The following is a 14,889-nucleotide window of genomic DNA, read 5'->3' as shown; positions in this document are numbered from 1 at the left end:
CGTATCCGATTACCCAGGCAACGTACGGGGCCGGATTAGAAGAACGCTCGAAGCCGATTTCCGGCATTCGGGGCAGCTGACGGGTCCACCGTTCCTCAAGCGGCGTTTGATCGTCCCGATCTACGGTGGGGACCCCATTGGACTCCCGCGACGTGATGAGGACCGCTATGCCAGAGCACCGTCGGCAACGGACGCTCAGAATGGGCGTGATCGGCACCGCGAACATCGCGATCCGCCGGATCATGCCCGTTCTCGCCGCACACGATCAGGTCGACCTCGTCGCGGTGGCCAGCCGGGACGAGGCCAGGGCCGCGGAGGTCGGGGCTGCTTTCGGCTGCGAGGGGATCGGGGGGGCCGGGGGGTACGAGGCGCTGCTGGAGCGGGAGGACCTGGACGCCGTATACATCCCGTTGCCACCGGGGATGCACCATGAGTGGGCGATGCGGGCACTGCGGTCGGGCAAGCACGTCCTCGTCGAGAAGCCGATGTCGGACGCGTACGGGAAGACGCTGGAACTGCTCACGCTCGCGTCGCGGCTCGGGCTCGTCGTGGCCGAGAACTTCATGTTCCTGCACCATTCGCAGCACGCCGCGGTACGGGCGATGCTGGACGCCTCGGTCGGCGGGCTGCGGCAGTTCTCGGGAACGTTCGCGGTGCCCCCGCTGGCGCCGGACTCGTTCCGCTACCGCCCGGAGCTGGGCGGTGGGGCGCTGCTCGACGTGGGGGTGTACCCGCTGCGGGCGGCTCAGCTGCATCTGACCGGGGAACTGGAAGTGCTCGGCGCCTTCCTGCGGGTGGACGAGGCGACCGGCGTGGACGTCGCGGGCAGCGTGCTGCTGTGCGACGAGCGCGGGGTGACGGCACAGCTGGACTTCGGGTTCGAGCACGCGTACCGGTCGATGTACGCGCTCTGGGGGGACCGGGGGCGGGTAAGTGTGCGGCGGGCGTTCACGCCGCCGGAACAGCTGCGACCGGTCGTGCGGATCGAGCAGCAGGACATGGTGACGGAGCGGGCGCTGCCGCAGGACGACCAGGTCTTCAACGCCATGGACGCGTTCGTACGGGCATCGCTGGGCGAGGCTCGACCGGCCGGGGAGAGGACGGCGACGCTGCGGCAGGCCCTGCTCGTGGACCGGGTACGCGAGGTCGCGCGGACGGTCGGCGTGCCGTCGTCCGCGTCCCGGCTGCTCGTCGGGGGACCTGGCGCACGCTGAAAGCGACGGACCGGCAGGTGTACGCCCGCCCGTCCCTTCCGGGCGGTGGCCCGGGGCGGGTTCCTCCGCCCCGGGCCACCGCTCGCCGTCACCGGTCGAGAATCCGCCGCAGGACTGCGCCGAGGACGGCGGTGGTGTCGGCGGGCGCTTCGTCGGTGCGCCACGCCACGACGCCGTCTGGGCGGACGAGACAGGCACCGGACTTGCCGATGCCGTAACGGCCGGGCACCTGGTCGTCCGGATCGGTGATGTCGAGGCCGACCCTGAACGCCTTGGTCACAATGCCGAGTTCGGTCGCGAGGTCGGCGGCGGCACGGCCCCAGGTGTCCCCGGACTCGCCGGCGATCAAGGTCCAGCCGTCGCCGAAGAGGTCGATCGTGGAGACGGGTTCGCCGTCCCGGAGCACCGGGACGTGCGGGCCGCGGAAGCCCGGACGGCCGGTCGGCTCCAGCGGGTTCTCCACCCGGGCCGGGTCGTCGTCGTCGGCGAGGACGGCGGCGGAGCGGTACCGGAAACCGAGAAGGGTCTCGGCGTAGCCCACGGACTTCTCCCACACGTCGGCCATGTGCGGGGCCATCCGCTCCGCGTAGATGGCGAGTGCCTCGGCGACGACGAGTTCGGCGGCGGTCCGCCGTTCCTCCTCGTAGGTGTCGAGAAGGCCGGGCCCGGCCTGGCCGTTCAGCACGGCACCGAGCTTCCACGCCAGGTCGAAGCCGTCAGCGACGGCCGCGTTGCCGCTCATGCCTCCGGTGGGCGGGGTGACCTTGGCGGCGTCGCCGACGAGGAACACCCGCCCGTCGCGCCACCGCTCGGCGATCCGGGCGGCCATCTCCCATCCCTGGATGTCGACGATCTCCGGCTCCAGGCCGGGTGACTCCAGGGCGAGCCGGATGAGTTCGGTGCACCGCCGCGGGGTGAAGTCCGCGGGGCTCTCGCCCTTCTCGGGGTCGTACTCGACGAAGAGGGTGAAGCGGTCGGGGCGGTCGGTGGGGCCGAATGTTCCGGTGAACTCGGGGTGGTGGAGGTAGTACCAGCCGGTGGCGCTGGCCTCCAGCAGGCCGGTCAGATCCGCGTCGAAGATGACGCCGACCATGAGGGTGAGGGTGCCGTGCCCGTACCGTCCGATGCCGAGGGATTCACGGACGGCGCTGCGGCTGCCGTCGGCGGCGACGAGATGGCGGACGCGCAGGTCGTACGCCCCGTCGGGGCCCTCCAGGGCGGCTGTCACCCCGTCGTCGTCCTGCCGGAACGAGACCAGCCGGGTATCGAAACGGAGGGAGCCGCCGTGCCGTTCGGCCTGGGAGAGGAGAATCGGCTCCAGCTTGTCCTGGGAGAGCATGGCCCAGCCTGCGGGGGTGCAGGGGGCGGTGGCGGCGACCATGGCGTCGAAGCTCTCCGACACCGTGCGGACGGGTTCGCCACGCACGGTCCTGCCGATCCGGATGACGAAGTCGCCCTGTGCGCCGCGGATGTCGTCGACCCGGGTGACCTCGTCGGCGACGCCGCCGATCCGCAGCAGCTCCATGGTGCGCGGATTCTGTCCGGCGGCGCGCGGGTACGGTGAGAGGCCGGACCTCCGTTCCACCACGAGTACGCGGACACCCTGCCGGGCGAGGAACATCGCCGTGGACAGGCCGCCGAGGCCCGCACCCACCACCAGGACATCGAACTCTCGGTCGCTCATGTCGCTCCTCTCGTGTTCGTTGTCTTCATGTGCGCGGGCGGCGCCCACCGCCCCGGTCATGTCCGGACGCCGACGAACAGGCCCCGCCCGGACGGCTGTCCGGGCAGGTACTCGACCCGGAGGCCGGCCGCCCGGAAGGCGGCCTCGTACTCCGTCCTGGCGAACAGGGAGATGACGTGCCGGTCGACGAAGTGCCGTACACCGAGACCTGGTTCGGCGACGACGACGTGCACGTCCATGTGCGAGGCGCGGCCCCGGCGGGCGGAGTGCGAGACCCGGGAGACGGTCACGCCGTCGACACTGACCACGTCGGCGGAGACATGTCCGTCGAGGAAGGTCTCGTCGAACCACCAGGGGTCGACGACGACCACCCCGCCGGGTTCGAGGTGCCGGGCGAACGTGCCCAGCGCGAGACCGAGTTCGGTGGAGGACTTCATGTAGCCGATGGAGCCGAACATGCAGGTGATCACCGAGAACTCGGCGTCGAGCCGGAAGTCGCGCATGTCGCCCGGGTGGACGGTCGTACCGGGCAGTGCCGCCCGGGCGGCGGCGGCCATCGGCTCCGACAGCTCCAGCCCCTCCGCATGGTCGAAGAGCTCGGCGAAGTGGCGCAGATGGCCGCCGGTGCCACAGGCGACATCGAGCAGCCGGCCAGCGTCGGGGCGGTGCCGGCGCGCGGCGGCCGCCACCGCCTCCGCCTCGACGCGGTAGTCCTTTCCGCGCTCTTGGTGCACCAGGTCGTAGACCCGGGCGAGGTCCCGCCCGTACATGGTGTGTCCTGCTCCCACCGGCTCCGGCCCGGTCATCGGGCGGCGCGGGCATGCGTGAGGAGGGCCTCGGCCAACGGCTCGTGGACGGAGGACGGCAGGGCGTGGCCCATGCCGGGAATCTCGACCAGCCGCGCGGAGGGGATGAGGTCGGCGAGGTGCTTGCCGTGCGGCGGCGGGGCGACGGGGTCGCGTTCGGCCTGGATGACCAGGGCGGGCACGGTGACCCGGCTCAGCTCGGCGGCCCGGGTGAGCGGCGGCAGGGTGAGCTGGTAGTGCGCGTGTGGCTCGGTGAGGACGCCGCCCGCGTGGTCGACGGCCCGCTCCTCCCATCGCGCGTAATCGGCGTCGTCGAAGGGGAGGGCGTCACCGCTGAGGATGCGCCACTTGCGGACCCGCTTTGCGATCTCCTCAGACCTGCCCTCGGCCGACTGGGACATGAGCGTCAGGGCCTCCAGGAACGGCGCCTGCGGACCGGGCAGTCCGTCCCCGGTCGGTTCGCCTCGCATGACGCGCTCGATGTTGTCGTCGAAGTCGATGTCGAGGCCGCCGCCGAGCATCAGCGCGAGGCTCAGGAGCCGGTCGTGGTGATCGAGGGCCAGGAGCTGGCAGATGGTGGCCCCCATAGAGAGACCCAGGACGTGCGCCCGCTCCACACCCCATCCGTCGAGCACGGCGACCGCGTCGGCGGCCATCTCGTCGAAGCCGTAGGGGTACTCCGCGAAGTCGCGGGTGGTGGAGCGGCCGGTGTCCCGGTGGTCGTAGCGGATGACGTGCAGCCCGCCGTCGGCGAGCCGTCGGGCGAACTCGTCGGGCCAGCCGTACGCGGACAGGTTACCGCCCATGACGAGCAGCAGCGCAGGGTCGGCGGGGTCACCGAAGTCGTCGCTCCACAGTTCGATGTCACCGCTGGGGACGAGGCGTTCGGGCATGGCGTTACTCCTCCTTGGCTGAGGGGGGCGGCACGGGGGCGAGGACGAACTCGAGGATCGAGAAGTCGAAGGGCAGGGTGCGGGAGCCGCTGCCGCTCTCCGCGGCGAGGACGAGCCCGGCGTCGGCGGCGAGCCGGATCACCTCGTCACGGGTACGGACCCGGCCGCCCATGAAGACGAGCATCCGAAGGTCGAGCAGGGTCGAGAAGAAGCGGTCCGCGCCGTCCCCCGCGCGGTCGGCACGGTCGAGGACGACGAGCCGGCCGCCCGGTTCCAGGGCCTCGACGCCGCGTCGGAGCACGGCGGACGCCTCCTCGTCGGACCAGTTGAGGAGGACGAAGGAGAGAACGACGGTGTCGGCGGTGGCCGGCAGCGGATCGAAGAAGCTGCCGTCGACGACGGTGAACCGGTCGTCGAGTCCGGCTTCGGTGAAGCGCCTGCGGGCCCGCGCGGCCGGCCCAGGCAGTTCCACAAGGGTGCCGCGGACCTCCGGCGCGGCCCGGGCGACGGCGATGAGCAGGGCGCCGTTGCCGCCGCCGACATCGAGGACGTGCCGGGTGGCGGTCCAGTCGAGGGCGGCGGCCGGAGCGTCGTAGGCGAGGTCCTCGTCGCAGGACATGAGGGCGTCGAAGGAGTCCGCCAGCTCCTGCTTGTCCGAGAGGTCCTCCCAGAACGGACGCCCGTACCGGTGCTGGTAGGCGGGCCGACCGGTGCGGACCGCATCGAGGAGTCCGGTGAAGGCGAGGTCGGCGTGCGCGACGGCGCCGTGCAGGTCGAGCCAGGAGCGCTGCTGGGCCGGGTGGTCGTCGGCGAGCAGCAGGCCGACCCTGGTGGGCCGCAGCGTGCCGTCCTCGCCGTCGCCCGCCAGGACGCCGACGGCGGTGAGGTGGCGGACGAGACGGGCGAGGGTCGGCTCGTGCGCACCGGTCCGGGCAGCCAGGAGGCCGACCGTGGTGGCACCGTCGCGGAGGTGGTCGACGAGCCGGAGGGTGGCCGCGACCCGGACGGCCATGGGGGTGACCAGGTTGCCGAGCTGCTTGAGCAGGACCTGAAGATCCTGGTCGGTGGGGCCCGGTGGCACGGACGGGCCGGCGCCGTCGTCGCGTTCCGTCTCCGTGGGCCGGTCGGCGGAGGGCGTGGAGCTCACCTTGTTCCTTCCCTGGGTGCGGAGAGTGCGCGGGGCACGCGGGACGGAGTCAGGGCCGCCAGCCCTCCTGGGTCGGCCAGGGCTCCCCGAGCTGGCGGTAGGTGCCGAGGTAGTCCGGCCAGTCGCGGTGGTCCCGGATCCTGCCGTCGACGATCCGGATCAGATGGATCTGTTCGCCGGAGAAACGGCGGCCGGTGGCCGGCATTCCGACAAGTTCGCCGACCTGACGGCCGTAGAGGGCGAGTTTGGCTCGGACCCAGTCGCCGTTCTCCTCGTAGGAGACCTCCTCCAGGAAAGCCTCCTCGGAGAAGGTGATCTTGAGCCACTTGACGGCGAGGGAGAATGCCTCGGGTCCGCGGAGCGTGGGCATGTGCTCCAGGGCTCCGGGGTTGAGGTACTCGTCGTGAATGAACTCAGCCACGTCGTCGACGTCACCGGTGTTGTACGCATTCACCATCCGGCGCACTATGTCGATGCGATCGGTCATGGCGGACCTCCTCGTCGGTAGAAAGGGCGGTGGACTCATCCTGACTTCCCGGACCGCCCGTAACAATCCGATTCGAGGCTCGTCGACCGAAAGGAAAGCGGAATTCGAGCGAGCGCCGAGCACGGGTCGACCCCCGTTCCAGAAGCGATGGACATGGTGGTCGGGTCGGCTATCTCCGGTGGAGAGGACCCATGGACAACACGAAGTACAAGTCAACGGTGACCGAAGCGTTCAACAAGGCCGCCGCCACCTATGACCAGATGGGCGTCGAATTCTTCACGCCCATGGGAAGGCGACTCGTGGAACGGGTGTCGCCGTGTCCGGGCGAGCGGGTCCTGGACGTGGGCTGCGGTCGCGGCGCGGTGCTGTTCGAGGCCGCCGACCGGGTCGGCCCCTCGGGGCACGCGCTCGGCATCGACATCGCGCCCGCAATGGTGGAGGCGGCCCGCGGGCGAGCGGCCTCACTGGGCGCCGGCCATGTCGAGGTGCGGGTCATGGACGGCGAGCACCCCGACTTCCCGCCGGCCTCGTTCGACGTGGTCACAGGGAGCTACAGCGTGATCTTTCTCCCGGACGCGCCGAAGGCGCTGCACGGGTACGCGCGGTTGTTGCGCCCGGCTGGCCGGATCGCCTTCACCAGCCCGGTCTTCACGGACGACACCTTTCCGTTCCTGCCGCCCGTCTTCACCGAGCTCATCCCGGAGCGGCTGTTGCGGAACCTGCCGCGGGAGTGGCAGCCGGAGGCGCTGAAGCGCCGGTTCAACAGCTGGCTCGGGGACAGGGACGAGCTGACCCGGACGATGGTCCGGGCCGGCTTCGCGGATGTGGAGATCGCCGATGAGCACGTCGAACTGCTGGCCGCGGATGGCACGGCGTGGGTGGACTGGTCGCACACACAGGGCATGCGGCTGCTCTGGCAGCATCTGCCGAAGTACGAGAGCGCGCAGCTGCGGACCCGGCTGATCGCGGAGTTGGACCGGCTGCGCGGTGACGGCCCCCTGCGCCTGCCGACGCCGGTGCGGTTCGTGCTGGCCTCGGTCGCGGCCTGAACGGAGCCTCACGGTACGCCCGGAGGGGTCGGCCGCACCCGGGGCAGGCGCCTCACAGCACTTCGCCCCGCCGACCGATCGGTCGGCGGGGCGAAACGACGGAAGCCGACGAACCAGGAGCGCCCGGCCCCCACCGGGTGTCCTCCGGGGTGTCAGTACACGCGCGAGGCACCCGAGGAGGACATGCGCACGATGTCGCCGGTGGGGCGGCGCAGGCCGCCCTGGGCGTCGATCGGTTCGGCGTTGAGAATGGACCGATGCAGTTCCTGGGCCGTGAACCCGGGCTCGAGGCCGAGATGGTTCACCAGGTTGACCCGGAGCCTCTGGAAGACCTCCAGGGCCTGGGCTCGCCGCCCGTTGAGGTAGAGGGCGCGCATGTACTGGGCGTGCAGTCCCTCGTGGTAGAGGTTGTCGGCGGTCAGGGCGGCCAGCTCCGTGAGGACCTCGCGGTACATGCCGAGCCGCAACTGCGTGTCGACGAGGTACTCGAGGACGACGAGCCGGGACTCCTCGAACTGCTGACGGCGCCCTTCGACGATGCGGCCGGCGGTCACGTCGACGAGGGCCGGCCCGCGCCAGATCTGGAGGGCTCCGGTGAGGGTGGCGAGAGCGGTCTTGTCGTCCCCCGCGGACAGAGCCTGGCGTCCGGCCGCGACAAGTTCGTGGAAACGGTGCACGTCCAGATCGCCGTGACCGGAATGGAAGAGATAGCCGCCGGAGCGGGTCACGAGCATCTCGGAGGCGACTTGCCGGGTGGTCAGTCCGGCGGCCGCGGCGAGCAGCTTGCGCAGGTTGAGGATGTACGTCTGCAGGGTGGTCAGGCAACTGACGGGCGGATCCTCGTCCCACACTTCCCGTATCAGCGACGACACGGGAACGACCTGGTCGGCATGTACGAGGAGGGTCGCCAGGACACTCCTCATCTTGGGTGCGCTCGGTGTGTGTGAGTAGTCGCCGACCTGCACGGACAGCGGCCCTAAGACACCTAGCTTCACAATTGGTCTCCCCCACTAAGTCAGCGACAGACGATGCGTACCAGGATCTTCAACGTGGCGCTCCCTTCCAAGCGTTCCCACGACCTGGCTGGAAATGGGATTCCGGAGAGGGCTCACGATGCCGCGCCCGGTGCAGGGCCCGCCGGGCGTCAGGGACGTCCGCGTCCGCGGCGGGACCGGGTGGGCGTCACGCCACGGCCAGCAGCCGGTTGACGGCTGCCAGGAAAGCGGCCGGCGTGCGTACGTCCGCCAGCTCCTCCTCCGGGATCTCCACCCTGCACTCCTGGGAAACCCTTGCGGCGGTCTCCAGGAGAGCCAGGGAGTCGTAGCCCAGCTCGGTGAAGTCCGCGTCGAGCACGCCTTCCCTTCCCGTCACGGATTCCTCTTCCCCCGCGCACTCGCGCAGGATGCCGAAGAGTCGCTCGGCCGTCAGCTCCTTCGCCATCGCCCCTACCTTCCCTCTCAGTCGAAATTGCATTGGGGGTCGCGCCGTACACATCGAACCTTAAGCAGAAGCAGAAGCGGCAGACTCGAGAACCGATGGAGGCTGCCAGACAGAAGCGAGCAAAACGACCCCCACCCTCGTACTGCGGTTGACTCTGACATGATCACAATTGTTTTCCGAAACACTGCCACCTAGGGTCGCAGAGAGAATTCAAGGAAGAGGAGGAGAAATGAAGGGAATCATTCTCGCAGGCGGCTACGGAAGCCGTTTGCATCCCATCACCCTCGCTGTTTCAAAACAATTGCTTCCGGTGAACGACAAGCCGCTGATCTACTACCCGCTCTCGGCACTCATGCTCGCTGACATACGGGAGATCCTGATCGTCGCGCTGCCCGGTGACATTCCACAGATCAGGCAACTGCTGGGCGACGGAAACCAGTTGGGGCTCTCCCTCACATACGCGGAACAGCCCGTCCCGGAAGGGCTGGCGCAGGCGTTCCTCATCGGCGCCGACCACATCGGGGACGACGACGTCGCGCTCGTGCTCGGCGACAACATCTTCCACGGGAACGGCTTCTACGACCTGCTCGCCACCCACCGGCAGCACCTCGACGGCTGTGTCCTGTTCGGCTACCCGGTGACCGATCCCGAGCGGTACGGCGTCGGCGAGGTCGACGAGGACGGGCGGCTGGTGTCGCTCGCCGAGAAGCCGGAGAAGCCTCGGTCCAACCTCGCCATCACCGGCCTCTACCTGTACAGCAACGACGTCGTGGAGATCGCCCGTCAGATCCGTCCCTCCCCCCGCGGCGAGCTGGAGATCACCGAGGTCAACCAGGTCTACCTGAACGCGGGACGCGCCCAACTCGTCTCCTTCGGAAGGGGGTTCGCCTGGCTCGACGCCGGCACGCCGGAGTCGCTGCTCCAGGCGGGCCAATACGTGCAGACGATGGAGGACCGGCAGGGAGTGCGGATCGCCTGTCTGGAGGAGGTCGCGCTGCGGATGGGCTTCATCGACGCTGAGGCGTGCCACCGGCTGGGTGCCAAACTCTCCCGCTCCGGCTACGGCTCCTACGTGATGTCCGTGGCGGACGAGATGCGCCCCTGAACCGGAGGGGCGGGAGAGCCCGGCGGACGAACCCCGTCCTGCCGGGCTCTCCGGCCACCACGGTCACCCCTCTTCGAGCAAGGCCATCTGCTTCTCGTCCAGGGCGATGCCCTCGGCGGCCATGTTCGCCCGCAGGTGGCCCAGCGAGGAGGTGCCGGGGATCGGCATCATGACCGGCGAGCAATGCAGCAGCCAGGCGAGCGCCACCTGTGCCGGCGTCGCGCCGGTCTCCGCGGCAACCCTGGCCAGGGCGCTGTCGGCGGCCGGACGGGCAGCCCCGGCCAGCGGTTTCCAGGCGATGAACGCGATTCCCTCCCGCTCGCAGTGGGCCAGCTCGGGATCGTAACGGCGTTCCCCGAGGCCGTACTTGTTCTGGACGCTGGCGATCGGGGCGACGGCTCGGGCCCGTTCGATCTGCTCCACGGTCACCTCGGAGAGTCCGATGTGCCGGACCTTCCCCTCGTCCTGGAGCTCTTTGAGCGCGCCCACCTGGTCCTCCAGCGAGACCTGCGGGTCGACCCGGTGCAGCTGGAACAGCTCGACGCGTTCCAGGCGCAGCCGGCGCAGGCTCAGTTCGGCCTGCTGACGCAGGTAGTCGGGGCGGCCGAGGGCCCGCCACCGGTGGGGTCCGGGCCGGACCCCACCCGCCTTGGTCGAGACGACGAGGCCGGGGGCATAAGGGTGGAGGGCGGCGGCGAGCAGCTCCTCGTTGGCGCCGAGCCCGTAGACGTCCGCGGTGTCGATGAAGGTCACGCCGAGCGCGACCGCCTCCCTGGCGACCTCCATCGCCTTTTCGGGCTCGGCCGGGGGACCCCAGTGGTGGGGACCGGTCAGCCGCAGCGCCCCGAAACCCAGGCGGCGGACGGTGAGGTCACCGCCGAGACTGAGGTGCGTGCCGACGGGCGGGCATGACTCCACGATCCGGATCCTTCCGTTCGTATGCGGGTCAAGGCAGCCGGACGGAGAGAGGGTGGCGGAAGACGTCCCGTGGGTCCCAGCCGGCCTTGACCCGCTGAAGCCTGGGGTAGCCGCCCTTGTAATAGAGGGTCGTCCAGGGCACACCGGAGGTGTTCCAGGCGGGGTCGGCGGTGTCGGTGTCCGGGTAGTTGATGTAGCAACCGTCGTGATCGGCACCGGGCACGGGGACGCCACCCGTGTCACGGAAGACGTCGCGGTACAGCTCGCGGATCCACTTCAGGTGCAGATCGTCCGCGGCGGGGTCCATCCACGTCACGGAGAACCATGCCTTGAGGATCGAGTCGCGCTGTGGCAGGGCGGTGGCGTCGGACGGCACGGTGTTCACCCGGCCGCCGTACGAGTAGAGGTCGACCGAGCCCCATCCCTGGAAGGCCTGGTCGGTCACATGGCGATGCACGGTCGCGATCCGCTCGGCGGTCCAGGTGCGCCTCAGGTAGGCGCTCTTGGACTTGTGCCGGTCGTACCCGCCGGTGTCGAAGCGGGCACCCAGGGTCGCCTGGAGCCACAGGTCGTCCTGATGCTCGATCGCGGGCGTCAGGCCGGTGCCCTTGTTGACCGCCGCGACGAACCGGTCGATGAGGTCTTCCGCGTCGGCCCGGCCGCCGTCGAAGCGGATCTCCATCGAGATCGAGCCGACGGCATGGGTGTTGAGGTGCAGCGTGCTGTAGAGGCTGCTGTACCGCTGATCGGCGTGGTAATCCTCGAACCAGCGGCTGTAGTTCTGTACGAGCCGGGTGAAGCTGGTCAGGTCGACGTCGGCCCACGGCCAGGTGACGAAGGTCGAGCAGAGCCGGGTCGGCGGCTTCGGGAGGAGGCGTTCGGGTTGGTCCCCCTGCGCCCCCGGCGACCGGAAGAGATAGCGGGTGACGACGCCGAAGTTGCCGCCGCCACCGCCGGTGTGGGCCCACCACAGTTCCCGGTTCGGGTCGTCGGCCTCACGGGTGGCCGTGACGACCCGGGCCTGGCCCGACGCGTCCACCACGACGACCTCGACGCCGTACAGGTGGTCGACGACGGCACCGTCGCGGCGGGTCAGCGGACCGTACCCACCGCCGGCGACGTGGCCGCCGGCCCCGACCTGCGGGCACACTCCGGCGGGCAGTGTGACTCCGTAGTCGTAGTGCAGCGTGCGGTACACCTCGGCGAGCGTCGCGGCCGGTTCGACGGCGAACGCCCGCCGCTCCCGGTCGAAATAGACCGCGCGCATCGGTGAGGTGTCGATGAGCACCTTGACGTCACGGTGGTCGGCGAAGTTCTCGAAGCAGTGCCCGCCGCTGCGCACGGCGACCTGCTTGCCGGACCGGACCGCGGCGGTCAGGACCTGGGCGACCTGTCCGGCCGAGTGCACCACGTGCACCCGGTCGGGCGCCGCGACGAACCGCGCGTTGAACCCCCTGGCGACCAGTTCGTGATACCGGGCGTCGCCCGCCTCCACGGTCGTGATCCGCGGCTCGGGCACGCACAGCGCGGACCTGGGCGGTCTGCCAGCCTCGGCGGACGCGGCCGCGGCCCCCGTCACGGTCGCGGTTCCCGCGGCTGCCGCGGTCAGGAACCCCCGGCGGCTGAATCTCCCCACCACACACCCCTTACGACGTACGGACATCGAACAGGGGGAACCGGCACGGTGACTCCCCCGAAGGACAGGGCCCTGACCGCGCCGGCCCGCCTCACCCTGCGACGGGGGGCTCCCCAGCCCTCCCGTCGCCGCACGTCATCGGCTCAGGACTCCCGCGGCTCCAGCACCATGACGGGAATCCTGCGCTCGGTCTTCTTCCGGTAGCTCTTGTACTGCGGGAAGATCTCCGCCATCGCGTCCCAGAGCCGCCCGCGCTCCTCCCCCTCGGCCTCGCGTGCGACGACCTCGTACACGTCCGCCGTCACCTGGATCCGGGCCCGCGGCTCGGCGAGCAGGTTCAGGTACCACTGCGGATGATGGTCGGCCCCGCCGTTGGACCCGACGACGACGAAGTCCGCCCCGTCCTCCCCGTATATCAGCCCGGTCCGCCGCAGCGCCCCGGACGTGCGTCCCCGTGTGGTCAGCACGAGCGTCGGCTTCCCGTACCAGATGTGCCCGCTGGCCCCGTCGCTCGCCAGGTAGCGCCGCACATGAGTGGCGACCCATCCCGTCGAGCTGTCCAGCACGTCGTCCTGCCCATCCATGCACTCACTCCGTCCAGGGTGGCAACCACACCACCGTATTACAGTTTGAGTATCACGTGCAGGGCAGAACAACACTCCTGCGCATCAAGCGAGTTGACCGAACCGCGTGCGGGGCGTCAGCCGGGCGGCGCGCTTTGAGCATCCTCGTCAGACCGCCCCGGCACAACAGCTTCCCCCCAGCCGCACTGCCTCCTCGACCGGCTCTCGACCAGGCCTCGACCGACGGGGCCTCCAGTGGGGCGAAGGGGCGCCGGGGGCGGCCGCAGGCGGCGACGACACCTCGCGGCCGTAGGTCGTGGCACACGAGGGGGGCGGGGGCCGCATGCAGGGAAGGGAGCGGAATCTCCGCCGGCATCCGCCTCCGGGGCGCAAGTCATTCAAGCCGAACCCGAACAGTTCGCCGCGGGCCGCTCGTCCGCTCGAACCCTCCGCGCCGGCCCGCCCGTTGACGCGGACGCCAGGTGCCGATACCAGAAGATCCCGCCGATCGAGGTGATCGGCGGGATCTTGTTGTCTCGCTGTGGAGCTAAGGAGAATTGAACTCCTGACCTCCTGCATGCCATGCAGGCGCTCTACCAACTGAGCTATAGCCCCTTGCGTTCTTCCCGCCCGGCGGGGCGAACAAGAAGAACTTTAGCCTGCGACCTGCCGGAAAGTGAAATCCGGGTCAGGGGCGGCCCCCGCGGGGGCCGGGGGCGTCAGTCGTCGTCGCCGAGCACCGGCTCCGGCAGGGTGCCGGCGTTGTGCTCCAGCAGGCGCCAGCCGCGGGCTCCCTCGCCGAGGACGGACCAGCAGCAGTTGGACAGCCCGCCCAGGCTCTCCCAGTGGCGGGGCTCCAGGCCCAGGAGGCGGCCGATGGTCGTACGGATGGTGCCGCCGTGGCTGACCACGAGGAGCGTGCCGTCGTCCGGGAGCTTGTCGGCGTGCCGGAGCACCACGGGCGCGGCCCGGTCGGCGACCTCGGTCTCCAGCTCGCCGCCGCCGCGGCGCACGGGCTCGCCGCGCTTCCAGGCGGCGTACTCGTCGCCGTGGCGGGCGATGATCTCCTGGTGCGTCAGCCCCTGCCAGACGCCCGCGTAGGTCTCCCGCAGGGCCTCGTCGTGCGTCACCTCCAGACCGGTGAGCACCGCCAGCTCGGCCGCGGTGTCGGCGGCCCGCCGAAGGTCGGAGGCGATGATCGCGTCGGGCCTGAGGCCGGCGAGCAGCCGGGCGGCGCGCCGGGCCTGGAGGACTCCGGTCTCGGTGAGGGCGACGTCCGTGGTGCCCTGGAAGCGGCGCTCCACGTTCCACGAGGTCTGGCCGTGCCGCCACAGGATGACGCGACGGCCCCGGCCGGACCGGCCGGACGTCACCTCACCGGTGGCACTCATCGCCACTCACCGTCCAGCTCGGCCGCCTCCTCGGCGGCCCGGAGCCGGGCGTGCTCGGCGCCCTTGCCGCGGGTGGCCCGCGCGTCCTCGGGCAGCTCGATCTCGGGGCAGTCCTTCCACAGCCGCTCCAGGGCGTAGAAGACGCGCTCCTCGCTGTGCTGGACGTGGACGACGATGTCGACGTAGTCGAGCAGCACCCAGCGGGCCTCGCGGTCGCCCTCGCGGCGCACCGGCTTGACGCCGAGCTCCTTCTGGAGCCGCTCCTCGATCTCGTCGACGATCGACTTGACCTGGCGGTCGTTGGGCGCGGAGGCCAGCAGGAAGGCGTCCGTGATCGACAGGACGTCGCTGACGTCGTAGGCGATGATGTCGTGCGCGAGCTTGTCGGCCGCGGCCTGCGCGGCGGTGTTGACGAGCTCGAGGGAACGGTCGGTAGCGGTCACCACAAGGCTTTCGGTCGGGCGGGCACTTGGCTTCACTTGCCCCCAAGGGTCTCACGGACCGGTGACAGGACCCCACGTGATTCTGCGTTCACGCGGGGTGGCCTGCGGCGATG

At 70.3% G+C, this 14,889-nt stretch carries 15 protein-coding genes and 1 tRNA gene; 3 read left to right on the top strand and 13 right to left on the bottom strand.

All coding sequences use genetic code 11. The features are described from left to right. Window positions 1-200 precede the first annotated feature (200 nt). On the top strand, window positions 201-1,214 hold the full coding sequence (locus SZN_RS07115) for a Gfo/Idh/MocA family protein (protein WP_007492804.1): 1,014 nt from the start codon (window positions 201-203) through the stop codon (window positions 1,212-1,214). An 88-nt stretch (window positions 1,215-1,302) separates the two neighbouring features. Here the strand turns inward: SZN_RS07115 and rdmE are convergent, their stop codons facing one another. From rdmE to SZN_RS07090, 5 genes are read right to left on the bottom strand one after another with little or no spacing between them, the layout of a single operon-like run. Further along, window positions 1,303-2,898: an aklavinone 12-hydroxylase RdmE gene (gene rdmE / locus SZN_RS07110; RefSeq protein WP_007492802.1), complete on the bottom strand. Its 1,596-nt coding sequence runs from the start codon at window positions 2,896-2,898 to the stop codon at window positions 1,303-1,305. Between the two features lie 56 nt (window positions 2,899-2,954). Continuing rightward, window positions 2,955-3,668, bottom strand: coding sequence for a class I SAM-dependent methyltransferase (locus SZN_RS07105; RefSeq protein ID WP_007492801.1), 714 nt, complete (start codon window positions 3,666-3,668; stop codon window positions 2,955-2,957). 32 nt (window positions 3,669-3,700) lie between these two features. Next, window positions 3,701-4,597, bottom strand: coding sequence for an anthracycline biosynthesis tailoring methylesterase RdmC (gene rdmC / locus SZN_RS07100; protein ID WP_007492800.1), 897 nt, complete (start codon window positions 4,595-4,597; stop codon window positions 3,701-3,703). A gap of 4 nt (window positions 4,598-4,601) precedes the next feature. Then, window positions 4,602-5,744, bottom strand: coding sequence for a methyltransferase (locus SZN_RS07095; RefSeq protein WP_007492799.1), 1,143 nt, complete (start codon window positions 5,742-5,744; stop codon window positions 4,602-4,604). A 49-nt stretch (window positions 5,745-5,793) separates the two neighbouring features. Beyond that, window positions 5,794-6,231 (bottom strand): ester cyclase, encoded by a 438-nt coding sequence (locus tag SZN_RS07090; RefSeq protein WP_007492798.1) that lies wholly within the window; start codon window positions 6,229-6,231, stop codon window positions 5,794-5,796. Between the two features lie 191 nt (window positions 6,232-6,422). Between SZN_RS07090 and SZN_RS07085 the strand changes: the two genes are divergently transcribed. Further along, complete coding sequence (locus SZN_RS07085; RefSeq protein WP_007492797.1) at window positions 6,423-7,280, top strand: class I SAM-dependent methyltransferase; 858 nt, start codon at window positions 6,423-6,425, stop codon at window positions 7,278-7,280. Window positions 7,281-7,432: 152 nt separating this feature from the next. Here SZN_RS07085 and SZN_RS07080 read toward each other — a convergent pair whose 3' ends face one another. Together SZN_RS07080 and SZN_RS07075 are read right to left on the bottom strand one after the other, a co-directional pair. After that, on the bottom strand, window positions 7,433-8,203 hold the full coding sequence (locus SZN_RS07080) for an AfsR/SARP family transcriptional regulator (RefSeq protein ID WP_007492796.1): 771 nt from the start codon (window positions 8,201-8,203) through the stop codon (window positions 7,433-7,435). Between the two features lie 259 nt (window positions 8,204-8,462). Continuing rightward, window positions 8,463-8,720 (bottom strand): acyl carrier protein, encoded by a 258-nt coding sequence (locus tag SZN_RS07075; RefSeq protein ID WP_007492795.1) that lies wholly within the window; start codon window positions 8,718-8,720, stop codon window positions 8,463-8,465. A 229-nt stretch (window positions 8,721-8,949) separates the two neighbouring features. Here SZN_RS07075 and rfbA point away from each other — a divergent pair, with 229 nt between their 5' ends. Beyond that, window positions 8,950-9,825, top strand: coding sequence for a glucose-1-phosphate thymidylyltransferase RfbA (gene rfbA, locus SZN_RS07070; RefSeq protein WP_043729017.1), 876 nt, complete (start codon window positions 8,950-8,952; stop codon window positions 9,823-9,825). Between the two features lie 63 nt (window positions 9,826-9,888). Here rfbA and SZN_RS07065 read toward each other — a convergent pair whose 3' ends face one another. The 6 genes from SZN_RS07065 to rsfS all read right to left on the bottom strand — a co-directional run bounded on the left by SZN_RS07065 (window position 9,889) and on the right by rsfS (window position 14,776). Next, window positions 9,889-10,743 carry an aldo/keto reductase gene (locus tag SZN_RS07065; RefSeq protein ID WP_007492792.1) on the bottom strand — a complete coding sequence of 285 codons (855 nt, stop codon included), beginning with the start codon at window positions 10,741-10,743 and terminating at the stop codon, window positions 9,889-9,891. Between the two features lie 28 nt (window positions 10,744-10,771). Further along, window positions 10,772-12,247, bottom strand: a complete 1,476-nt coding sequence (locus SZN_RS07060; RefSeq protein WP_043729050.1) for an FAD-binding oxidoreductase — start codon at window positions 12,245-12,247, stop codon at window positions 10,772-10,774. A 275-nt stretch (window positions 12,248-12,522) separates the two neighbouring features. After that, window positions 12,523-12,963 (bottom strand): nitroreductase family deazaflavin-dependent oxidoreductase, encoded by a 441-nt coding sequence (locus SZN_RS07055; protein WP_007492788.1) that lies wholly within the window; start codon window positions 12,961-12,963, stop codon window positions 12,523-12,525. Between the two features lie 521 nt (window positions 12,964-13,484). Further along, window positions 13,485-13,557, bottom strand: a tRNA-Ala gene (locus SZN_RS07050). A 104-nt stretch (window positions 13,558-13,661) separates the two neighbouring features. Further along, window positions 13,662-14,333, bottom strand: a complete 672-nt coding sequence (locus SZN_RS07045) for a histidine phosphatase family protein (protein WP_043729047.1) — start codon at window positions 14,331-14,333, stop codon at window positions 13,662-13,664. Further along, the gene (rsfS, locus tag SZN_RS07040) at window positions 14,330-14,776 is read right to left on the bottom strand and encodes a ribosome silencing factor (RefSeq protein ID WP_043729043.1); all 447 of its coding nucleotides are present in this window, start codon (window positions 14,774-14,776) and stop codon (window positions 14,330-14,332) included. Before rsfS ends, SZN_RS07045 begins: the two co-directional genes overlap by 4 nt. Window positions 14,777-14,889 lie beyond the last annotated feature (113 nt).

Source organism: Streptomyces zinciresistens K42 (assembly GCF_000225525.1).
Classification (GTDB): Bacteria; Actinomycetota; Actinomycetes; order Streptomycetales; family Streptomycetaceae; genus Streptomyces; species Streptomyces zinciresistens.
Note: the sequence above shows the minus strand (reverse complement) of the source record. Positions and strands in the feature narration are given on the sequence as shown.